The 20,518-nt window shown below is 74.3% G+C and carries 18 protein-coding genes; 6 read left to right on the forward strand and 12 right to left on the reverse strand.

All coding sequences use genetic code 11. From position 1 onward, the window contains the following. The first annotated feature begins 10 nt into the window (after nt 1-10). Together exaC and ABTX81_RS08990 are read left to right on the forward strand one after the other, a co-directional pair. Nucleotides 11-1,534 carry an acetaldehyde dehydrogenase ExaC gene (exaC, locus tag ABTX81_RS08985; protein ID WP_350542560.1) on the forward strand — a complete coding sequence of 508 codons (1,524 nt, stop codon included), beginning with the start codon at nt 11-13 and terminating at the stop codon, nt 1,532-1,534. 235 nt (nt 1,535-1,769) lie between these two features. Then, the gene (locus ABTX81_RS08990) at nt 1,770-2,093 is read left to right on the forward strand and encodes a nuclear transport factor 2-like protein (RefSeq protein ID WP_350542561.1); all 324 of its coding nucleotides are present in this window, start codon (nt 1,770-1,772) and stop codon (nt 2,091-2,093) included. Nucleotides 2,094-2,103: 10 nt separating this feature from the next. Here ABTX81_RS08990 and ABTX81_RS08995 read toward each other — a convergent pair whose 3' ends face one another. Beyond that, entirely contained in the window at nt 2,104-3,357 is a 1,254-nt protein-coding gene (locus ABTX81_RS08995) for a serine hydrolase (protein ID WP_350542562.1), read from the reverse strand. A gap of 30 nt (nt 3,358-3,387) precedes the next feature. On the opposite strand from ABTX81_RS08995, the gene ABTX81_RS09000 reads away from it, so the two are divergent. From ABTX81_RS09000 to ABTX81_RS09015, 4 genes are all read left to right on the forward strand, one after another. Then, a complete protein-coding gene (locus tag ABTX81_RS09000) occupies nt 3,388-3,930 on the forward strand; it encodes an NUDIX hydrolase (protein ID WP_350542563.1) in 543 nt (180 codons plus the stop codon). Between the two features lie 21 nt (nt 3,931-3,951). After that, nucleotides 3,952-4,788, forward strand: a complete 837-nt coding sequence (locus ABTX81_RS09005; RefSeq protein WP_350542564.1) for a TetR/AcrR family transcriptional regulator — start codon at nt 3,952-3,954, stop codon at nt 4,786-4,788. Between the two features lie 133 nt (nt 4,789-4,921). Next, complete coding sequence (locus ABTX81_RS09010; protein ID WP_350542565.1) at nt 4,922-6,847, forward strand: hypothetical protein; 1,926 nt, start codon at nt 4,922-4,924, stop codon at nt 6,845-6,847. A 285-nt stretch (nt 6,848-7,132) separates the two neighbouring features. After that, on the forward strand, nt 7,133-9,424 hold the full coding sequence (locus tag ABTX81_RS09015) for a glycosyl hydrolase family 18 protein (protein WP_350542566.1): 2,292 nt from the start codon (nt 7,133-7,135) through the stop codon (nt 9,422-9,424). A 59-nt stretch (nt 9,425-9,483) separates the two neighbouring features. Here the strand turns inward: ABTX81_RS09015 and ABTX81_RS09020 are convergent, their stop codons facing one another. The 11 genes from ABTX81_RS09020 to ABTX81_RS09070 all read right to left on the reverse strand — a co-directional run bounded on the left by ABTX81_RS09020 (nt 9,484) and on the right by ABTX81_RS09070 (nt 20,283). Then, on the reverse strand, nt 9,484-10,191 hold the full coding sequence (locus ABTX81_RS09020; RefSeq protein ID WP_350542567.1) for a spermidine synthase family protein: 708 nt from the start codon (nt 10,189-10,191) through the stop codon (nt 9,484-9,486). A 103-nt stretch (nt 10,192-10,294) separates the two neighbouring features. Continuing rightward, complete coding sequence (locus ABTX81_RS09025) at nt 10,295-11,353, reverse strand: YeiH family protein (RefSeq protein ID WP_350542568.1); 1,059 nt, start codon at nt 11,351-11,353, stop codon at nt 10,295-10,297. 7 nt (nt 11,354-11,360) lie between these two features. Further along, nucleotides 11,361-11,927, reverse strand: a complete 567-nt coding sequence (locus ABTX81_RS09030) for a cysteine dioxygenase family protein (RefSeq protein ID WP_350542569.1) — start codon at nt 11,925-11,927, stop codon at nt 11,361-11,363. A gap of 86 nt (nt 11,928-12,013) precedes the next feature. Beyond that, the gene (locus ABTX81_RS09035) at nt 12,014-12,919 is read right to left on the reverse strand and encodes a LysR family transcriptional regulator (RefSeq protein ID WP_350542570.1); all 906 of its coding nucleotides are present in this window, start codon (nt 12,917-12,919) and stop codon (nt 12,014-12,016) included. 126 nt (nt 12,920-13,045) lie between these two features. Then, complete coding sequence (locus ABTX81_RS09040) at nt 13,046-13,915, reverse strand: amino acid ABC transporter permease (RefSeq protein ID WP_350542571.1); 870 nt, start codon at nt 13,913-13,915, stop codon at nt 13,046-13,048. Then, on the reverse strand, nt 13,912-14,556 hold the full coding sequence (locus tag ABTX81_RS09045) for an amino acid ABC transporter permease (protein ID WP_350542572.1): 645 nt from the start codon (nt 14,554-14,556) through the stop codon (nt 13,912-13,914). The genes ABTX81_RS09040 and ABTX81_RS09045 overlap by 4 nt, the downstream gene beginning before the upstream one ends. 14 nt (nt 14,557-14,570) lie before the next feature. Further along, on the reverse strand, nt 14,571-15,458 hold the full coding sequence (locus tag ABTX81_RS09050; RefSeq protein ID WP_350542573.1) for a glutamate ABC transporter substrate-binding protein: 888 nt from the start codon (nt 15,456-15,458) through the stop codon (nt 14,571-14,573). Nucleotides 15,459-15,468: 10 nt separating this feature from the next. Then, nucleotides 15,469-16,197 carry an amino acid ABC transporter ATP-binding protein gene (locus ABTX81_RS09055; RefSeq protein WP_350542802.1) on the reverse strand — a complete coding sequence of 243 codons (729 nt, stop codon included), beginning with the start codon at nt 16,195-16,197 and terminating at the stop codon, nt 15,469-15,471. Nucleotides 16,198-16,247: 50 nt separating this feature from the next. Then, nucleotides 16,248-16,490 carry a LapA family protein gene (locus ABTX81_RS09060; RefSeq protein ID WP_344337169.1) on the reverse strand — a complete coding sequence of 81 codons (243 nt, stop codon included), beginning with the start codon at nt 16,488-16,490 and terminating at the stop codon, nt 16,248-16,250. Nucleotides 16,491-16,615: 125 nt separating this feature from the next. Next, entirely contained in the window at nt 16,616-18,388 is a 1,773-nt protein-coding gene (locus ABTX81_RS09065; protein ID WP_350542574.1) for an ABC transporter ATP-binding protein, read from the reverse strand. Further along, complete coding sequence (locus tag ABTX81_RS09070; protein WP_350542575.1) at nt 18,385-20,283, reverse strand: ABC transporter ATP-binding protein; 1,899 nt, start codon at nt 20,281-20,283, stop codon at nt 18,385-18,387. The genes ABTX81_RS09065 and ABTX81_RS09070 overlap by 4 nt, the downstream gene beginning before the upstream one ends. Between the last annotated feature and the right edge of the window lie 235 nt (nt 20,284-20,518).

The raw sequence follows: 20,518 nt of genomic DNA on the forward strand, positions 1-20,518 counted from the left end.
GCACCAGAGCATGCCGGTCTACCAGCCCCCCGGGCAGCCCGGATCCATCGTCGACTACCGCCCCCGCTACGAGCACTGGATCGGCGGCCGGTGGACGCCGCCGGCCCTCGGCCGGTACTTCGAGAACCCCAGCCCGGTCACCGGCGAGGTCTTCACCGAGGTCGCCCGCGGCACCGCCGAGGACGTCGAGGCCGCGCTGGACGCCGCCCACGCCGCCGCCCCGGCCTGGGGCCGCACCCCGCCCGCCGAGCGCGCCCAGGTGCTGCTGCGGCTCGCCGACCGGATCGAGCAGAACCTCGAACGGCTCGCGGTCGCCGAGAGCTGGGAGAACGGCAAGCCGGTCCGCGAGACGCTCGGCGCCGACCTGCCGCTGGCGGTCGACCAGTTGCGCTACTTCGCCGGCGCGCTGCGCGCCCAGGAGGGCGGCGTCTCCCAGCTCGACGAGGACACCGTGGCGTACCACTTCCACGAGCCGCTGGGCGTCGTCGGCCAGATCATCCCGTGGAACTTCCCGATCCTGATGGCGGTCTGGAAGATCGCCCCGGCGCTGGCGGCCGGCAACACCGTGGTGCTGAAGCCGGCCGAGCAGACCCCGGCCTCCGTGCTGCTGCTGGTCGAGCTGACCGCCGACCTGCTGCCGCCGGGCGTGCTCAACGTGGTCAACGGCTACGGCCTGGAGGCCGGCCGCCCGCTCGCCTCCAGCGACCGGATCCGGAAGATCGCCTTCACCGGCGAGACCACCACCGGCCGGCTGATCTCGCAGTACGCCAGCGGCAACCTCATCCCGGTCTCGCTGGAGCTCGGCGGCAAGAGCCCCAACCTGTTCTTCGCCGACGTCGCCGCCGAACCGGACGCCTTCTACGACAAGGCCGTCGAGGGCTTCGCGATGTTCGCCCTCAACCAGGGCGAGGTCTGCACCTGCCCCAGCCGGGCGCTGATCGAGTCCGCGGTCTACGACCGGCTGCTCGCCGACGGCCTGGAGCGGGTGCGCGCGATGCGCCAGGGCAACCCGCTGGACACCGAGACCCAGGTCGGCGCGCAGGCCAGCGCCGAGCAGCTGCGCAAGATCCTCTCCTACGTCGAGATCGGCCAGGCCGAGGGCGCCAAGGTGCTGGCCGGCGGCGAGCGGGCCGACCTCGGCGGCTCGCTGTCCGGCGGCTACTACGTCACGCCGACCGTCTTCGAGGGCGTCAACGGGATGCGGGTCTTCCAGGAGGAGATCTTCGGCCCCGTGGTCGCGGTGACCCGCTTCGAGGACTTCGACGACGCGGTCACGCTCGCCAACGACACCCTGTACGGGCTCGGCGCCGGCGTCTGGACCCGCGACGGCTCCACCGCCTACCGGGCGGGCCGGGCCATCCAGGCCGGCCGGGTCTGGACCAACTGCTACCACGCCTATCCGGCCCACGCCGCGTTCGGCGGCTACAAGAACTCCGGCATCGGCCGGGAGGGCCACAAGGCCGTCCTGGAGCACTACCAGCAGACCAAGAACCTACTGGTCAGCTACTCCCCGCAGGCCACCGGCCTGTTCTAGGCCGCCGCGGTCACCGCACCCCGGAACGCGGAGTGGGAAGCCGGGCCGGCCGACTTCCCACTCCGTACGCCACTCCCCGTGGCCCGATCGGGCACCCCTGGGGGGTAAATCACCCGTACCGGGATCCAAGCACATGAATCACCGGAAATCCCCGACGCGCCGCCGACATGCGCGGCAAGTCCCGGCCAACGTCCTAAACAGGAGTCCCGACCCGCTTCGACTCCTGGGAGACCGGATGACCATCGCCCCCGCCAAACTCTCCGACCCGACCGTGCGCGCCGCCGTCACCGCGATCAACGCCGGCGACCGGAAGGCCTTCGTGGACCTGCTCGCCCCGGACGCGACCATGTCCGACGACGGCTCCGAGCGCGACCTCCAGGACTGGATCGACCGCGAGATCTTCACCGTCCACGGCCACATGGAGGTCCGCTCCGAATCCGACGGCGGCCGGGCGCTGATCGCCGACTACCGCAACGAGACCTGGGGCGAGATGCGCACCGCCTGGAAGTTCACCGTCGAGGGCGGCCGGATCAGCCACTTCGCGACCGGCCAGGCCTGACCCCGGGCCCTCAGGCCACCCCGAGGCACTCCCGCACCGCCCGGATCAGCGTGCGGGAGCGGATGTCCCCGGTGACGCCGGGCTGCATGCCGTTGGTGACGTAGCCGAAGCCGATCCCGAGTTCCGGGTCGGCGAAGCCCAGCGAGCCGCCCCGGCCCGGGTGGCCGAAGCTCGCCGGCGAGGCCATCGGCGCGGTCGGGCTGTGCCGGAAGAAGCCCAGCCCAAAGGTGGAGTTGACGATCAGCACCCGGTCCGGGCCGCTGACCACCGGACCGACCGCCCGGGCCAGCACCTCGGGCCCGAGCAGCGGCGGCAGCGTCCCGCCGCCGCCGCTGTGCCGGTCCGCCGCGCCGATCAGCGCCGCGTAGAACCGGGCCACCGAGCGCGCGGTGCCGATCCCGCCCGCGCCGGGGATCTCGGCGGACTGCACCGCCGGGTCGTTCAGGTCCACCCCGGGCAGCACCGAGGCGAACGCCCGGGCGGTCAGCGAGGCCGGGTCCCGGTAGGCCTCCCGCACGGACTGCTTGGGACGCAGCCGCAGCCCGCTCGGACCGGTCCGGGCGGCCTGCGGCGCGGGCAGGTCGACCAGCCGGCCGACCCGGGGCGCGGCGGCGGCCGGCAGGCCGATCCACAGGTCGAGGCCGAGCGGCCGGGCGATCTCCTGCGCGAAGTACTGGCCCACGGTGCGCCCGCTCACCCGGCGCACCACCTCGCCGACCAGCCAGCCGAAGGTGTACGGGTGGTAGCCATGCGCCGTGCCGGGCTCCCAGGCGGGCGCCTGGGCGGCCACCGCGGCCGCCGCCCGCTCCCAGGTGAGCACGTCCTCCAGCCGCAGCGGCACGTCCAGCGCCGGCACCCCCGCCTGGTGCGACAGCAGCCAGCTCACCGGCACCCCGGCCTTGCCGGCCGCCCCGAACTCCGGCCAGTACGAGACGACCGGGGCGTCCAGGTCGAGCTGCCCGCGCTCGGCGAGCAGCAGCGCGGTGGTGGCGGTCAGGCCCTTGGTGACCGAGCGCAGCACCTGCGCGGTGTCCGCGGTCCACGGCACGGCCGGCGCGGGCCGCCCGCCGACCTCGGGCCGGGCGTCACCGCCCCACAGGTCGACCACCTTGCGGCCGCCGGCGTACAGCGCGAACGCCGCGCCGAGCTCCCCGTACTCGCGGAAGTTGCGCTCGAAGGCCTCCCGCACCGGCTCGAAGCCCCCGGCCGTCTCGCCCCAGATCTCCACCACCGCGCGTGCCGCCCTCGTCGTTCGTCCGTCCATGAATCGCCCGGAAACCCTAACCTGTCGGTCATGACCGAGCCTGCGCAGAGCAATCCCGCCGATCCGGCCGATCCCGCCGATGAGCTGCTGGACGTCGTCGACGAGCACGACCGGGTGACCGGGACCGCGCCGCGCGGGGAGGTGTACCGGCGGGGACTGATCCACCGGTGCGTCTTCATCCTGGTGCGCGACCCGGCCGGGCGGATCTTCGTGCACCGGCGCACCGACACCAAGCTGTTCGCCCCGGGCGCGTACGACATGTTCGTCGGCGGCGTGGTGGGCGCCGGCGAGACCTACCAGCGGGCCGCCGTGCGGGAGGCCGAGGAGGAGCTCGGCGTCACCGGCATCGCCCCGCGCCCGCTGTTCCGCTTCCTGTTCCGCGGCGGCGGCCTCGCCTGGTGGTCGGACGTGTACGAGGCCGCGTGGGACGGCCCGGTGTCCCCGCAGGAGTCCGAGGTGGCCTGGCACGCCTGGCTCACCCCGGCCGAGCTGGCCGGGCGGCTGGAGCGCGACGTGTTCGTCCCGGACGGCCGGGAGGCCTACCGCCGCTACCTTGAGCACCACCCGGCCTGACCGGCGGATAGGGTGGCGCGCATGGCATCCCGCACGCCGTCGGCCCCCTCCCCCGCGTCCACGCCCGCGCGCGGCGACCGCCCGGAGCCCGCCGGGCGCCCGCGCCGCCGGCTCAGCGTGGACGAGCGGCGCGAGCAGCTGATCGCGGTGGCGCTGGAGCTGTTCAGCCACCGCCCGCCGGAGGAGGTGTCGATCGACGACATCGCCGCCGCCGCGGGCGCCTCCCGGCCGCTGGTCTACCACTACTTCCCGGGCAAGCAGGCGATCTACGAGGAGTCGCTGCGCCGGGCCGGCCGGGAGCTGTCGGCCCGGTTCGAGGAGCCGGCCGAGGGCCCGCTCTCCGAGCGCCTGTACCGGGTGATGGGCCGCTACCTGGACTTCGTGCAGAGCCACGGCCCCGGGTTCGCGGCGCTGCTGCGCGGCGGCTCGGTGACGGCCAGCACCAACACCTCGGCGGTGATCGACGAGGTCCGGCAGGCCGCGCACGACCAGATCCTCGGCCATCTGGCGCTGCCCTCGCCCAGCCCGGGGCTGCGGCTGACCGTCCGGGCCTGGATCGCCAACGCCGAGATCACCTCGCTGGAGTGGCTGGCCGACCGCTCGGTGCCGCTGGAGGACCTGCAGCTGCACCTGGTGCAGGAGTTCGTGGCGGCGCTCACCCTGACCGCCGCCCGGGAGCCCGCGCTGGCCGCCGAGCTGGCCGGCTTCTTCGCCGACGAGCGCCCGGACGGCCCGACCGGACGGCTGGTGGCCGACCTGGCGGGCCTGCTGGCCGTCCCGGGCCTGGCCGACGCCCTCACCGCCCTGGCCGCCGCTCCCGGTCCGGCCGGGCGGCCCGGGACCCCGGACGCCGGCTGACGCCGGACGGCCGGTTCTGCCGCGTCGGCGGCCTCTGATAGGAATGTGCACGGATCTGACGGCCCGCCGGTCACCCCCGGGCCGGGGTCCACGGACCACGAACGCAGAGCGAGCAGAGCGGGGGGCTCAACAGTTGACCCAGGACGGCCAGTTCAGCGCGGAGGCCAACCCCTTCGCGGCCGCGGAGCGGGTCTCCGCGACCCTCGGCAGCCTCACCGACGCCCTCCTCGGCGCCCGGACCTCGCGCCATCCGGCGGCCGCGCTGACCGCCCTGCGGACCGCCGGGCACCCCGCCGCCGACGCCCTGTTCCACCTTCCGCTGGCGCCCAACGGCCCGGTGCACACCGCCGTCGACCGGCTCGGCACCGTGGTCACCGCCGGCACCGCCCGCCCGGGCACCGGCGCCGCGCTGGCCCCGCTGGCGACCGGCGCGCTGCTGGCCCGCTACGGCGCCGGCCCGGTCCGCGGCGCGGCGGCCGGCTCCGCCGAGGAGGTCACCGCCGAGCACTTCGAGCTGCCGGTGACCGGCGAGCCCGCCGACCCCAAGCTCCGCCCCGCCTTCGCCGCGCCGCTGGCCGCGCTGGCGGCCGGTCAGCAGACCCGCCAACCGGTCGAACTGCCCACCGGCGCGGGCGCCGAGGTCCGGCTGGTCGTCCCGCCGGGCTTCCACACCCTCACCTGCCCGGACGGCCCGCCCGGGGTCTCCGCCCGGACGGTGCGCACCGGCCCGGTGGACGGCATCCCGGCCGGCGGCGGGATCGCCCCGGCCACCGGCGCGGCCGCCGCCGCCCTGACCGCGCATCTGGCCGAGACCGCCGAGGAGCTGTTCAGCGGCGCCGGTACCGCCGAGCGCCGCGACTTCGCGCTGATCGCCGCCGCCCTGGCGGACGTTGTCACCGCCTCCGGCGCCGTCTACGCGGGCATCGGCGCCTTCCACCTGGCCGGCCGGCCGACCGACGCCACCCTGGTCGTCTCGCTGGCCCGCCACCCGCTGCCGATCACCGGCCTGGCCACCGAACTGGCCACCGTGCGCCGGCACGCCGAGGTCTGGACGGTGCTGCTGCCCGCCGGGCCGGCCGCCGTCCTGGTCGAGGGGCGCAGCGTCCCGGTGCCGGGCCCGCTGGCCGCCGACGGGGGGCGCCGCTGGGCGGTCACCTCGGTGGTGGAGGCGTTCGTACCGCTGCCGGACGGCGTCTCGGTGCTCTGCGTGCAGCTGACGACCGCCCAGCCGCAGGACTGGGAGCTGTACGCGGACGTCTTCGCCGAGGTGCTGAAGAGCGTGCAGTTCGCCTGGGACGGTGTGCCCGCGGCCCCGGTCGCGCCGGCGCCCGTGGCCGCCGTCCCCGCCCAGGCCGCGCCCGCCGTCCCCGCCTCCGCACCGGCCGCCGCGCCCGTGCCGGCCCCGACCGCCGCCGTCCCCGCCCAGGCCGCGCCCGCCACGCCCCCGGTGCCGCCGGCACCGCAGGCACCGCAGGCACCGCAGGCACCGCAGGCACCGCAGGCACCGCAGGCACCGCAGGCACCGCAGGCACCGCAGGCACCGCAGGCACCCGAGGAGGACGCCACGCCGGTGCGCATCCCGCCGGCCGACTTCAACCCCTTCGCCCCGGTCGCCGACCCGACCCCGGCCCAGCCGATCCTGGTGCCCGACGACGCCGCGCAGCCGCCCGCCCCGCCCAAGGGCACCCCGGTCATGGTCCCGCCGCCGGACTTCGACCCCTTCGGCATCCTCGGCACCCCGGCCGCGGAGCCGGCGGCCCCGGAGAGCGCCGACGCCCCCCGGCCGCCCAAGGGCACGCCCGTGATGGTGCCCCCGCCGGACTTCGACCCCTTCGGCATCATGGGGGCCGCCCCGGCCGCCGAACCGCTGCCGGCCGCCGCCCCGCAGCCTTCGGCCGCCCCGGTCACCGACCCGTTCGGCACGGTCACCGCGGCCGAGCAGGCCGCCGACCCGTTCGGCACCACGATCCCGGCGCCGCGCTCCGCGGCCGTCCCGCCGCCGCCCAGCGCCCCGCCGGCCGTCCCCGGCTCCGCTCCGGAGCAGGATCCCTTCGGCTGAGATCGGACCCTCACCACCCCACCGCCCTGGCGACCCCGGTCGCCGGGGCGGTCGCCGTCTGCCCCCGGTCATGTTCACGATCGACAACTGGTACAGACCTATTGCCAGTTCACCCGTCCGCTCCCTACGCTCGGCACAGGATCCTCCGTGGCACCCCGACGGCCCGAGGACCGGTTCCGCGCCGCCCCCATGGCCCGGAGCACGCTGCTCCACGCACCTGACACCTCCCCACGGGTTACGGGGCGTCCGGGCCTGCCCCGGGACCCCAGGACAGGAGCCACATCCATGCGCAAACGTCGGATCAGCCTGCCGCTGCTCGCGGCCGGGACCCTGCTCGTCCCCCTGCTCGGTGCCGCCCTCCCCGCCACCCTGGCCCACGCCGCCGCCGACGCGGCCGCGCAGGCCGCCGCCGGGTCGCTGACCGCGTCCCTCACCAAGGGCAGCGACTGGGGCAGCGGCTACGAGGGCAGCTACACCATCACCAACGGCTCCAGCGCCCCGGTCAACGGCTGGACGCTGGAGTTCGACCTGCCCAGCGGCAACACCGTGGCCGGCCTCTGGAACGCCTCGTACACCACCTCGGCCTCCCACGTCACGGTGAAGAACCCCGGCTGGGCCTCCACCCTGCCGGTCGGCGGCACCTACAGCGTCGGCTTCAACATCGCCTACTCGGGCAGCTACCAGCCCCTGGCGAACTGCAAGCTGAACGGCAAGCCGTGCGACGGCAGCGGCGACGACCTGACCCCGCCGACCGTCCCGGGTGCCCTGAAGTCCGGCACCGTCACCCAGACCACGGCGGCGCTCTCCTGGACGGCGAGCACCGACAACGTCGGCGTCACCGGGTACGACGTCTACAAGGACGGCACCAAGGTGGCCACCACCGACGGCACCGCCACCGGCGTCACGGTGCAGGGCCTGACCGGCGGCACCACCTACCAGTTCACCGTCCAGGCCTTCGACGCGGCGGGCAACCGCTCGGCGGCGGCCGGCCCGGTGAGCGTCACCACCCCGCCGCCGATCGAGGACAAGGAGGCGCCGACCACGCCGGGCACCCCGGCCGTCACCGGCACGGACTCCAGCTCGGTCTCGCTCAGCTGGGCGGCCAGCACCGACAACGTCAGCGTCACCGCCTACGACATCACCGCGAGCAACGGCGTGGTGACCACGGTCACCAGCCCCTCCGGCACCGTCGGCGGCCTGGCCCCGGACACCGAGTACACCTTCACCGTCAAGGCCCGCGACGCGGCCGGCAACGTCTCCCCGGTCTCCGGCCCGGTCACCGCCCGCACCAAGAAGGGCGGCACCGGCGGCGCGCTGAAGATCGGCTACTTCACCCAGTGGAGCATCTACGCCCGCGGCTACAGCGTGAAGCAGCTCGACACCTCCGGCTCGGCCGGCCGGCTCTCGGTGATCAACTACGCCTTCGCCAACATCCACCCGAACACCAAGCAGTGCTTCATCACCAACAAGGCGGCCGGGCCGGACAACGACCCGAACGCGGGCGACGGCGCCGGTGACGCCTGGGCCGACTTCGGCAAGGGCTGGGACGCCGGCAACTCGGTGGCCGGCACCACCGACACCTGGGACCAGAAGCTGGCCGGCAACTTCAACCAGCTGAAGCAGCTCAAGGCCAAGTACCCCAACCTCAAGATCCAGATCTCGCTGGGCGGTTGGTCCTACAGCAAGTGGTTCTCCGACGCGGCGGCCACCGACGCCTCCCGCAAGGCGCTGGTCAGCTCCTGCATCGACATGTACATCAAGGGCAACCTGCCGGTGATCGACGGCCGCGGCGGCGCGGGCAGCGCGGCCGGCATCTTCGACGGCATCGACCTCGACTGGGAGTGGCCGAACTCCGACGGGCACACCGGGAACATCTTCCGGCCCGCCGACAAGGCCAACTACACCCTGCTGGCCCAGGAGTTCCGCCGCCAGCTGGACGCCCTCGGCGCCACCACCGGCAAGCACTACACGCTGAGCGCCTTCCTCCCGGCCGACCCGGCCAAGGTCACCGCGGGCATCGACGTCCCGGGCCTGTTCGGCGCCTTCGACTTCGCCACCATCCAGGGCTACGACTACCACGGCGGCTGGGAGATGGTCACCAACCAGCAGTCCGGCATCAAGGTCGCCGCCGGCGACCCGAACCCGCCGGCCCGCCAGTTCAGCTCCGAGGTCGCGATCGCCGCGTACGTCGACGGCGGCGCCCCGAAGAGCAAGCTCACGCTGGGCATCCCGTTCTACGGACGCGGCTGGACGGGCGTGCCGCGCGGCACCACCAACGGCCTCTTCCAGACCGCGACGGGCCCCGGCCCGGGCACCTACGAGGCGGGCTTCGAGGACTACAAGAAGCTCAAGGAGATGGCCACCAGCGGCGGTTACACCATCTACCGCGACCCGGTGGCCGGCCACGCCTACATCTACAACGGGAGCGTCTTCTACACCTACGACGACCCGACCGAGATCGCCCGCAAGACCGCCTGGATCAAGTCCCAGGGGCTGGCCGGCGCGATGGTCTGGGCCTTCGACGGTGACACCCCGAACGGGGAGCTGATGGCCGCGGTGGACAACGGTCTGAAGTAGCCGCACACGTCGTCACACCCGGGGAGTCACACCCGTACGGTGCCTGGCCCGTCACGCGCTCACCGCGCGCGGCGGGCCAGGTGCACGACGTCCGGCACGCCCCGGGCCACCGCGACCTCCCGGGTCGCCACGTCCGTGAAGCCGGCCGCCCGCAGCGCCTCCTCGAAGGCCGCGGACGGCCGGGCGCTCCACACCGCCAGCACCCCGCCCGGCTCCAGCCGCCGCCGCAGCGCCGCCAGCCCGTCCGGGCCGTACAGCCCGGCGTTGGCGTCGGTGACCGTCCAGTCCGGACCGTTGTCGATGTCCAGGCAGAGCGCGTGGTGGCGGACGCCGTCGGCGCCGGCCAGGTAGTCCAGCAGGTCGGTGTGCAGCACCTCGACCCTCGGGTCGTCCAGCGCCCCGGCCGAGAAGGCGGCCAGCGGGCCGCCGCGGTGCCACGCGATGATCGCGCCCTCGCGCTCCACCACGGCGATCCGCCCCCAGCGCGGCTCGGCCGCCGCACGGGCCAGCGAGAAGCCGACGCCCAGGCCGCCGATCAGCACCGAGGGCGCCGTCACCGGCCCGGTCCGCTCCAGCTCGTCCAGCGCCGCCCGGACCAGCAGCCGCTCGGAGCGCCCGTCGGCGGTGTCCATCAGGAAGCAGCCGTTGGCGATGATCTCGTAGGTCCCCCCGCGCCGCCGCAACGCCACCTCCCCGTACGGGCCCTCGCGCCGGTCGAGCGTGACGACGGCGTCGGAGCCGTCCCGTGCGGGCGGTGCGGTGGGCATGCGGGTTCCTCTGCGGTGCTCGGGGACACGGGCGCACAGGCCGGCCGACCCGGCCGGACCACCCGCCCGACCCTAGTCCAGCCGGCGCCCGGACGCCCGGTGTTTACCCGGTGGCCAGCACCCCGGCGTAGGAGACCCCCGCGACCACCACCCAGGAGCCGAGCCCGAGCAGCGCGATCCGGCCGCCGGTACGCACCATGGTCGGCAGATGGACGGCGCTGCCGAGCCCGAACAGGGCGGCCGCGAGCAGCAGTTCCTGGGCGTCCCCGGCGAGCGAGAGGGCCCGCTCGGGCAGCACCCCGGTGGTGCGCAGCGCGATCATGGCCAGGAAGCCGGCGACGAACAGCGGCACCAGCGGCGGCCGCTTGCCGGGCGCCTCGGCGGTGTCGGCGCGCCGGCGCGAGCGCCGGGCGGCCACCGCGACCCCGGCGACCAGCGGCGCGAGCAGGACCACCCGCATCAGCTTGACCAGCACGGCCTCGCGCAGCGCGCCCGCCCCGCCGCTCTGCGCGGTGGCCACCACCTGCCCGACGTCGTGCACGCTGGCGCCGACCCAGCGGCCGAAGCCGCTCGCGTCCAGGCCGAGCGGGTGCTGGAGCAGCGGCAGGACGGCGATGGCCAGGGTGCCGCAGAGGGTGACCAGGGCGACGGAGGCGGCGACGTCCTCCTCGTCGCTGCCGGCGGCCTGGCTGACCGCGCCGATCGCCGAGGCGCCGCAGATCGAGTAGCCGGTGGCGACCAGCAGCGGCTGGTCGCCGGGCAGGCCGAGCCGGCGCCCGAGCCAGAGGGTGCCGGCGAAGGTGGCGGCGACCACCGCGAGCACCATGGCGACGGTGGCCCAGCCGAGGCCGAGCACATCGCCGAGGCTCAGTTTGAGGCCGAGCAGCACGATGCCCACCCGCATCAGCCGCTTGCCGGCGGTGGAGAGCCCGGGCCGGGCGACGCCGCGCACCACCGGGCGCAGGCCGGGCAGGTGGGCGGCGGCGACACCGAGCACCACGGCGGCGGTGAGCCTGGGCACGGCGGGGACGGCCTGGTGGACGGCGAAGGCGGCGGCGACGCCGAGCCCGGCGAGCAGCAGGCCGGGGGCGTTGCCGCCGAGCGGGGGCAGGGCGCGGGTGCGCGGCACGCGGACGGCGCGGTCCCGGAGGGTCAGGGCCATCGGGGGTTCACCGCTGTTCGCCGGCGGGCAGCCGGTAGACCCGCCGGATGCTGGTGCCGAGCCGGGAGACGTCGGCGCCGTACACATGGATGGAGATGGCGGTGGTGCCGCAGGCGTTGCGCACCAGGTGGATGTCGCCGGGCGGGGCGAAGGCGGCGACGGTGCCGGCCGGGCCGACCACGTGCTCGGTCTCGACCAGGTGGGCGGTGCGCCCGTCGGAGACCAGCCGGTAGCGGGTCTCGCTCTCCTGGCCCTGGTGGACGCCGGCCACGCACCAGGAGACGTGGTCGTGGATCGGGGTGTGCTGGCCGGGCAGCCAGACCAGGGCGACCACGGAGAAGGCGCCGTCGTCCTCGGCGTGCAGGACGTGCTGGCGGTAGCGCTCGGGGTCGCCCTCGCGCTGGTCCTCGGTGAGCAGTTCGCCGTCGCCGAGGTGCGGGGCGAGCCGTTCGCCGACCAGGTACGCGGTGAGCTCGGGTGGCAGGCCGCGGTCCACGACCGCGCGGATCTCGCCGACGAGGGCGGTCATGCGCTCGGTGAGCCGGCCGCTGCCGACCGTGGCTGACGTTGTCATGCCAGCAGGTTCGCCGCCGCCGACCCATCACGTCCAAGGAGGGTTCTTTCGCTCTCCCCCAACCACCGCTTATCGGTGGGCGGTGCTCAGCAGCCCACCCGCGCCGCGGCGGCCTGCCGCAGGTGGTCCAGGACCAGCGCGGTCGCCGGGATCCGTCGGTGCTCGCGGAGCACGTACGCGCTGACCTGGCGCCGCAGGTGCGGCTCGACGGCCCGGCCGGTGACCTTGCGGTGGCACATGAAGGAGAGCACCAGCGCGGGCATCAGGGCGATCCCGACCCCGGCGGCGACCAGGCTCTGCACGGCGAGGTTGTCGTCGGTGGAGAACACGATGTCCGGGGCGAAGCCCTCCTCGGCGCAGACGTGCAGCAGGTTGGCCCGGCAGCGCGGACAGCCGGCGATCCACCGCTCGCCGTCGAGGTCGGCGAGCCGTACGGCGTGCCGGCGCCCGAGCGGGTGGCCGACCGGCAGCAGCACGGTCAGCAGGTCCTCCATCAGCGGGATCTCGTCCAGCTCGTCCGGCACCTCGGCGGGCGCCCCCGGGTAGCGGAAGGCCAGCGCGATGTCGCACTCCCCGCGCAGCAGCCGCTGGACCGAGTCCGGCGGCTCGGCCTCCAGGAGTTCGACCCGCACACCGGGGTGCTCGGCGAGCAGCCGGGCCATCGCCTCCGGTATCAGGGTGGCGTTGGCGCTGGGGAAGGCGCAGACCCGCACGCGTCCGGCGCGCAGCCGGCCCAGCGCGGCGAGCTGCTGCTGGGCGGCGGAAAGGCTGCCGAGGATCTGCTCGGCGTGCCGGGCGAGCGCCTCGCCGGCCTCGGTGAGCCGCAGCCCGCGCCCGGCCCGGGTGAACAGCGGCAGGCCGACGGTGCGCTCCAGGGCCTTCATCTGCTGGGTGATGGCGGGCTGGGTGTAGCCGAGTTCGCGGGCCGCCGCCGAGTAGGAGCCGGCCCGGACGACCTCGTGGAAGGTCCGGATGTGCCGCGAGTCGAACACCGGCTCCACTGTCCCTCCGCCCGGCCGTCGTGTCACTGGTCCGGCAATCATAAGCAGAGTTTGGAGGTACCCAGCCAGACCTCGGCCGCACCTATGGTTTACCGGCGAACCGCCCGTCCCGCCCGGTCACGGCCGCGCGGACGGCGGCACCCCCATCGACACCTCGGCCGGCGCCACCGGGGCCCCGCCGCGCGCGCTCGGGCTGCGCCGGCTGCGCCGCTCGACCCAGTGCGCGAACCAGGAGAGCAGCAGGCACATGCCGATGTAGATCGGCGCGATCACCATCACCACCGGGATGAACGGCAGGTCGTAGTCCAGGTTGGTGGCGATCAGCTTGCCGGCGTGCAGGAACTCCTCGTAGGTGATCAGGAAGCCCAGCGAGGTGTCCTTGAGCGCCACCACCAGCTGGCTGATGATCGCCGGCAGCATCGCCCGGGCGGCCTGCGGCACCAGGACGTACGCCATCACCTGGGACTTGCGCATGCCGAGTGCGAAGGCCGCCTCCCGCTGGCCCTTGGGCACCGCGAGCACACCGGCCCGGAACACCTCGGCGAGCACCGACCCGTTGTAGAGGACCAGCCCGGCCACCAGCGCCCAGAGCGGTTCGACCTTGAGGGCGACGAAGATGAAGAAGATCATCACCAGCAGCGGCATCGCCCGGAAGAACTCCACGACCAGGGTGGACACCCAGCGCACCGCCCGGTGGTCGGAGAGCCGCCCGACGGCGAGCAGCGCGCCGAACGGCAGCGCGAAGAGCACCGTCCAGCCGAAGGCCTTGAGGGTGTTGGCGAGCCCGCGCAGCAGCAGGTCCTGGACGCCCTGGTACTGGAAGGCCGTCCACTTGGCCGCGGTGAACTGGTTGGTGTGGAAGAGCATGTAGACGATCCAGCCGAGCAGCGCGGCGATCGCCAGCAGCGCGATCCCGCCGTACAGCCGGTGCCGGGCGAGCGCCTTCGGGCCGGGGATGTCGTAGAGCGCCGAGGATTCCGCCGTCATCGCGACACCGCCAGTCGTCGTTCCAGCAGGTTGAACACGGCACTGATGGCCAGGGTGATGATCAGATAGCCGACGGCGATCCAGACGAACGTCCAGACGATGCTGTAGCCCAGCTCGTTGATGGTCCGGTAGGTGCCGAGCAGCTCGGTGACGCTGAAGGAGCCGGCGATCGCCGTGTTCTTCGCCAGGGCGATCATCACACTGCCGATCGGTGCCACCACCGAGCGGTACGCCTGCGGCAGCACCACCAGCCCCATCGTCTGGCCGAAGGTCATGCCCAGGCTGCGCGCCGCCTCGCCCTGCCCGACCGGCACCGTGTTCACCCCCGAGCGCATCGCCTCGCAGACGAACGCCGAGGTGTAGCAGCCGAGCGCGAGCACCGCGAAGGTGAAGAACGGCAGGGTGATGTCGAACCGGGGCAGGCCCAGCACGACGATGAAGAACAGCAGGGTCAGCGGGGTGTTGCGCAGCAGGGTGACCCAGGTGGTGCCGAACGCCCGCAGCGGGCGCACCGGCGAGACCCGGAAGCTCGCCATCAGCACCCCGAGCACCAGCGCCAGCACGGCGCTCACCGCGAACAGCGCGAGGGTGCCGAGGAAGCCCTCCCAGTAGGTGGACCAGTTGTCGGTCAGCGTCTTCACAGGCCGGCCCTTCCTCAGTACCGGTCGATCGGCGGCGGGGCGGGCGCGGGCACCCCGGACAGGCCGAGGGTCGCGTCGTACGCCTTCTTCCAGTCGCCGTTCGCCTCGTGGTGCGCCAGCGCGTCGTTGAGGGCGCCGCGCAGCACGGTGTCGTTCTTCGGCGTGCCGATCCCGTAGGGCTCCTGGGAGAACGGCTCCCCCACCACCTTGAGCTCGTCCGGCACCTTGGCCGCGTAGCCCATCAGGATGGTGTTGTCGGTGGTGACGGCGTCCACCTGGGAGGTGATCAGGTTGTCGACGCAGGCGGAGTAGGTGTCGTACCCGATCAGGTGCGCCTTCGGGTACTGCTTCTGGATCCGCTGGTACGGGGTGGAGCCGGACGCCGAGCAGACCTTCTTGCCGTCCAGGTCCTGCGGCCCGTGGATGTCCTTGTTGTTCTTGCGCACCAGCAGCGACTGCCCGGCCAGGAAGTACGGCCCGGCGAAGCCGACCAGCTTCTTGCGGTTGTCGTTGATGGTGTAGGTGCCGACGTAGTAGTCGACCTGGCCGTTCTGCAGCGCGGTCTCGCGGTTGGCGGAGGCGATGGTGCGGAACTCGATCCGGTCCGGGCCGAATCCGAGGTCGGCGGCGACCATCTTGGCGATCTCGATGTCGAAGCCGGAGTACTCCCCGGTCGCCGGGTTCTTCTGGCCCAGGTAGGGCTGGTCCTCCTTGGCGCCGACCACCAGGTGCCCCCGGCCGCGGGCCGCGTCCAGGGTCGGCGAGCCGCTCACCGGGGCGCCGGTCGCGACCTGGTAGCTGGGCAGCGCGCTGGGCTGCGGCCCCTTCGGCGGCGGGGTGCCGGCCTTGCCGCAGCCGGCCAGCAGCACGGCGGCGGCCGCGAGGGTCACGATCTTCTTCACGGGCCCGGCCTCAGTGCTTGAGGATCTTGGAGAGAAAGTCCCGGGCCCGCTCGCTCTCCGGGGCGCCGAAGAAGTCCTCCGGGGCGCGGTCCTCGACGATCCGTCCGTCGGCCATGAAGACCACCCGGTTGGCGGAGGCCCGGGCGAAGCCCATCTCGTGGGTCACCACGACCATCGTCATGCCCTCGTGCGCCAGTCGGCGCATCACGTCCAGCACCTCGTTGATCATCTCGGGGTCGAGTGCCGAGGTCGGCTCGTCGAACAGCAGTGCCTTGGGGTCCATGGCCAGCGCCCGGGCGATCGCCACCCGCTGCTGCTGGCCGCCGGAGAGCTGGGCCGGGTACTTGTCCGCCTGCGAGGCCAGCCCGACCCGTTCCAGCAGCGCCCGGGACTTGGCGTCGGCCTCCGCCCGGGACCGGCCGCGCACCTTCACCTGCGCCAGCGAGACGTTCTGCAGCACGGTCTTGTGCGCGAACAGGTTGAAGGACTGGAACACCATCCCGACCTCGGCGCGAAGCCGGGCCAGCCCCTTGCCCTCCTCGGGCAGGGGCCGGCCGTCGATCACGATGGAGCCCGACTCGACCGGCTCCAGCCGGTTGATGGCCCGGCAGAGCGTGGACTTCCCCGAGCCGGAGGGGCCGATCACCACCACGACCTCGCCCCGGCCGACGGTCAGCTCGACGTCCTGCAGCACGTGCAGCGCCCCGAAGTGCTTGTTGACGCCGCGTAACTCGATCAGCGGGGTGAAGCCGCCGGGCCCCGGGGCGGGCGGCGGCTCGGCGGCGGCGCTCACTTACCGCGCCGGCCCTTCAGCAGCCAGCCGAGCGCCACGCCGGCGACCAGGGTGGCCAGCAGCGCGATCCAGAGCGGGGCGGTCACGGTGAACACCCAGAACTGGATCTTCACCTTGTCGAGGTTGGCGAACAGGAACCACGCGGCGAGCACGACGATGACGCCGATGCCGATGTAGCGGGTGGGAATCCCACCGATCTCGCTGCGCCTGGTACCCGAGGAGTCCGAAATCTTGGTCACCCCAGCATTCTGAGGGTGATTGGGGGCATTTGCCCGGATGCGCGGCCGGGAGGACCCGCACGGGTCGACTTCGTCCCGTGCGGGTTCACCGCCCGTCACCCTCCGTCAGCGTTCGTCAGCCTTCGTCAGCGTTCGTCGCGCCAGGACCTCCAGAGCGCCGCGTACGGGCCGCCGGCCGCCACCAGCTCGGGATGGCTGCCGTACTCGCTGATCCGCCCGTCCTCGACCACCGCGATCACATCCGCGTCGTGCGCGGTGTGCAGCCGGTGCGCGATGGCGATCACCGTCCGGCCCTCCAGCACCCGGGAGAGCGAACGCTCCAGGTGCCGGGCCGCCCGCGGGTCCAGCAGCGAGGTGGCCTCGTCCAGCACCAGGGTGTGCGGATCGGCCAGCACCAGCCGGGCCAGCGCCAGCTGCTGGGCCTGCGGCGGCGTCAGCACGGTGCCGCCGGAGCCGACCTCGGTGTCCAGCCCGGCCGGCAGCGCGTCCACCCACGCCCCGGCGTCCACCGCGTCCAGCGCCCGGCGCAGCTCGGCGTCGTCGGCGTCCGGCGCGGCCAGCCGCAGGTTGTCGCGCAGCGTCCCGACGAAGACGTGGTGCTCCTGGTTGACCAGCGCGACCTCGGCACGCACCCGCTCGGCCGGCATCAGCGACAGCGCCGCCCCGCCGAGCGTCACACTGCCCCGGCCGGGCGCGTAGATCCCGGCCAGCAGCCGGCCCAGGGTGGACTTGCCCGCCCCGGACGGCCCGACCAGCGCCACCCGGCTGCCGGGGGCGACGTCCAGGCTGATGCCGTGCAGCACGTCGGCTCCCTCCCGGTAGCCGAAGCGCACGTCCCGCGCCTCGACCCGCCGCCCGCTCGGCCGGACCTCCTCGTCGCTCCGTGCCCGCGGCACCTCGTGCACGCCGACCAGCCGGGCCAGCGAGGCCTGGCCGATCTGCAGCTCGTCGTACCAGCGCAGGATCCGGTCGACCGGCGCCGCCATCGCCTGGGCGTAGAGCACCCCGGTGGTCAGCTGGCCCACGGTGATCGAACCCCGCAGGGCGAGCAGCCCGCCGAGCACCAGCGGACCCAGCACGGCCAGCGTGTAGGCCGCGTCGATGGTCGGGAACCAGAGCGAGCGCAGCCAGAGCGTGTACCGCTCCCAGGCGATCCACTCCCCCAGCTTGCGGTCCGCCAGCCGGACCCGCTGCTCGCCCAGCCGCAGCGCCTCGACGGTCCGTCCGGCGTCGACCGTCTCGGCCAGGACGGAGTTCACCGCCGCGTACCCCGCCGACTCGTGGCGGTAGGACTGCGGGGCGCGCCGGAAGTACCAGCGGGAGGAGGCCAGCAGCGGCGGCAGGCCGATCAGCGAGGTGAGCGCGAGCAGCGGCGAGGTGACCACCAGCGCGCCGAACACCAGCAGCAGCGTGACGACCGCCACGGCCAGCTCCGGCACCGCCTCGCGCACCGACTTGTCCAGCCGGTCGATGTCGGTGGTGCCCCGGGAGACCAGGTCGCCCGTCCCGGCCCGCTCCAGGACGCCGGTCGGCAGCGCCACCGAGCGGACCAGGAAGTCCTCCCGCAGGTCGGCCAGCACCCGCTCGCCGAGCACCGCGCCGCGCAGCCGCGAGCCCCAGGTGAAGGCGGACTGCACCGCGAGCGCGAGCAGGTACCACGCCACGGCGACCGCGATGGTGGACTCCGCGGTGCCGGTGGCCAGCGACTCGACGAGCGTGCCGAGCACCCAGGGGCCGACCAGCGCCGCCGTGGTGGCCACCGTGTGCAGCCCGACCACCGCGGCGAAGGCGCCCCGGTGACGCCGGGCCAGCAGCCGCAGGTAGTCGCGCACGGCGGCCGGGGAGCCGACCGGCAGGGTGGTGGCCGGTCCCTGCTCCCGGTGGACGGGGGGCTTCATGCGTCACTCCTCGAACCGGTCCGGGTGGTACTGGTACGGGCCGGCGGTGCCCCCGCCGGCTCCGGATCCTCCGCACGGGTGACCACCGCCCGGTAGGCCGGCTCACCGCGCATCAGCTCGCGGTGGACGCCGGCCGCGGCCACCCGGCCGTCGCGGACCAGCACCACCCGGTCCGCCTGGTCGAGCAGCAGCGGGCTGGTGGCGAAGACCACCGTGGTGCGCCCCTCGCGGTTCTTCCGCAACCCGGCGGCGATCCGGGACTCGGTGTGCGCGTCGACCGCGCTGGTCGGCTCGTCCAGCACCAGCACCGGCGGGTCGGCCAGCAACGAGCGGGCCAGCGCCAACCGCTGCCGCTGCCCACCGGACAGCGACCGCCCCCGCTCGGTGATCTCCGCCGCCATGACGGTTCCCCCTGTCGCGGCCTCCGGGGCTCCCGGACCGGCCGCCGGGCGCTCGGACCCGCCGCCGGCACCCGGCGCTCCGGCACCCCCTACAGCCGGGGCCGCCGAAGCGTCCGCCAGGGCGTCGAGCACGTCCTGCGCCCGGGCGGCGGCGAGCGCGTCCCACGGGTCGACCCGGCCGGAGGCGGGGATGTCGAAGAGCGCCGCCAGGGTGCCGGAGAGCAGCACCGGCTCCTTGTCGTGCACCAGCACCGCGGCCCGCGCCTCGGCCAGCGGGACGGCGTCCAGCTCGGTGCCGCCGAGCCGCACGGACGGCCCCGGCCGCTCGTCCTCGCCCACCGGGACGTGCCCGCCGAGCCGTTCGGCGAGCGCGCCGGCGAAGTCCGGGTCGCCGCAGACCACGGCGGTCAGCTCGCCGGCCCGGACGGTCAGCCCGGTGACCGGGTCGAACAGGTCGGAGCGCGCCGGGTCGGCGAGCGAGCCGGCCCCGGCGCCGTCCGTCCGGGCGAGCGCGAGCACCCGGACCGCGCGCCCGGCGGAGACCCGGGCCACGCTCCAGGCGTGCGCCGCCTCGCCGATGATCCGCAGCGGCGCGGCGAGGAACGCGATGGCGCCGTAGACGGCGACCAGGGTGCCGACCGAGATCCGCCCGTCAGCCGCCAGGTGGGCGCCGTACCAGGTGACGCCGACGACGAAGAGACCGGGCAGCAGCACCTGCTGGGCCTGCATCAGGGACCAGATCCGGGCCGAGCGGACGGCCGCGGCGCGGACCTTCTGGGAGGCCCGCCGGTAGCGGTCGAGGAAGAGCTCCTCGCCGCCGATGCCGCGCAGCACCCGGAGCCCGGCCACCGTGTCGGCGGCCAGCTCGGTGGCCTTGCCGCCGAGGGCGCGCTGCTCGGTGTAGCGGCGCTCGAGCGGCCCGAGCAGCGGCCAGACCGAGACGGCGAGCACGGGCACCCCGAGCAGCACGGCCAGTCCGAGCACCGGTTCGACGGCCAGCACCGCGGCGCCGACCCCCAGCCAGACGGCGACGGCGCCGCGCAGCCGGGCGACGAGTTCGACGTACCAGCCGATCTTCTCGACGTCCCCGCTGCCGACCGCGACGATCTCGCCGGTGGCGATCCGCCGGGACAGCCCGGAGCCGAGGTGGGAGGCCTGACGGGCGACCAGCTGACGGACCTGGCAGGCCGCGTGGATCCAGTTCCAGACCGCCTGGCGGTGCAGCAGGACGGTGGCGAGCGCGGACACCGCGGTCATCGCCAGGGCGAGCGCTCCGGCCCGCCACAGGGCGCCGGAGTCGCCGTCGACGACGGCCTGGACGCCGAGGCCGACCAGCAGCGGCAGGGCGGCCTGGCAGCCCAGCTCCAGCAGCGACCAGCAGGTGGCGAGCACCTGCCCGCGCCGCTGGCCGCGCTGGAGCCAGCGCAGGAAGGCGACCGGGGAGGAGAGGTCGGGACGGCCGGGATCGGCCAGGGGGAGGGTTTTGAGCAGCATGACGCTCCGTTGCGGGGCGGTGCGGGCGGAGGGTGCGGAGACGGCCGGTATGGTCACGGCCGTGGGTCGTCAGGAGGTCATGGCAGCGAGCGTGCCAACTCGGATGTGACCTGCGCAACAGGTTTTCCGGGGACCCGGCCGACGCCGTAGGGTTATGCACGCGCCGGTAGCAGGCGTCGGAAAATTCCCAGACCGGGGAACATTTCCGGCCATCGCGCCGGTTGCCCCATCGGAA

The sequence above is a fragment of the Kitasatospora sp. NPDC097605 genome (genome assembly GCF_040302725.1).
Lineage (GTDB): Bacteria > Actinomycetota > Actinomycetes > Streptomycetales > Streptomycetaceae > Kitasatospora.

What these genes read in the sequence shown, in the direction of transcription:
- exaC (WP_350542560.1), top strand. Translation starts at nt 11, where the DNA reads ATGCCGGTCTACCAGCCCCCCGGGCAGCCCGGATCCATCGTCGACTAC.
- ABTX81_RS08990 (WP_350542561.1), top strand. Translation starts at nt 1,770, where the DNA reads ATGACCATCGCCCCCGCCAAACTCTCCGACCCGACCGTGCGCGCCGCC.
- ABTX81_RS08995 (WP_350542562.1), bottom strand. Translation starts at nt 3,357, where the DNA reads ATGGACGGACGAACGACGAGGGCGGCACGCGCGGTGGTGGAGATCTGG.
- ABTX81_RS09000 (WP_350542563.1), top strand. Translation starts at nt 3,388, where the DNA reads ATGACCGAGCCTGCGCAGAGCAATCCCGCCGATCCGGCCGATCCCGCC.
- ABTX81_RS09005 (WP_350542564.1), top strand. Translation starts at nt 3,952, where the DNA reads ATGGCATCCCGCACGCCGTCGGCCCCCTCCCCCGCGTCCACGCCCGCG.
- ABTX81_RS09015 (WP_350542566.1), top strand. Translation starts at nt 7,133, where the DNA reads ATGCGCAAACGTCGGATCAGCCTGCCGCTGCTCGCGGCCGGGACCCTG.
- ABTX81_RS09020 (WP_350542567.1), bottom strand. Translation starts at nt 10,191, where the DNA reads ATGCCCACCGCACCGCCCGCACGGGACGGCTCCGACGCCGTCGTCACG.
- ABTX81_RS09025 (WP_350542568.1), bottom strand. Translation starts at nt 11,353, where the DNA reads ATGGCCCTGACCCTCCGGGACCGCGCCGTCCGCGTGCCGCGCACCCGC.
- ABTX81_RS09030 (WP_350542569.1), bottom strand. Translation starts at nt 11,927, where the DNA reads ATGACAACGTCAGCCACGGTCGGCAGCGGCCGGCTCACCGAGCGCATG.
- ABTX81_RS09040 (WP_350542571.1), bottom strand. Translation starts at nt 13,915, where the DNA reads ATGACGGCGGAATCCTCGGCGCTCTACGACATCCCCGGCCCGAAGGCG.
- ABTX81_RS09065 (WP_350542574.1), bottom strand. Translation starts at nt 18,388, where the DNA reads ATGAAGCCCCCCGTCCACCGGGAGCAGGGACCGGCCACCACCCTGCCG.
- ABTX81_RS09070 (WP_350542575.1), bottom strand. Translation starts at nt 20,283, where the DNA reads ATGCTGCTCAAAACCCTCCCCCTGGCCGATCCCGGCCGTCCCGACCTC.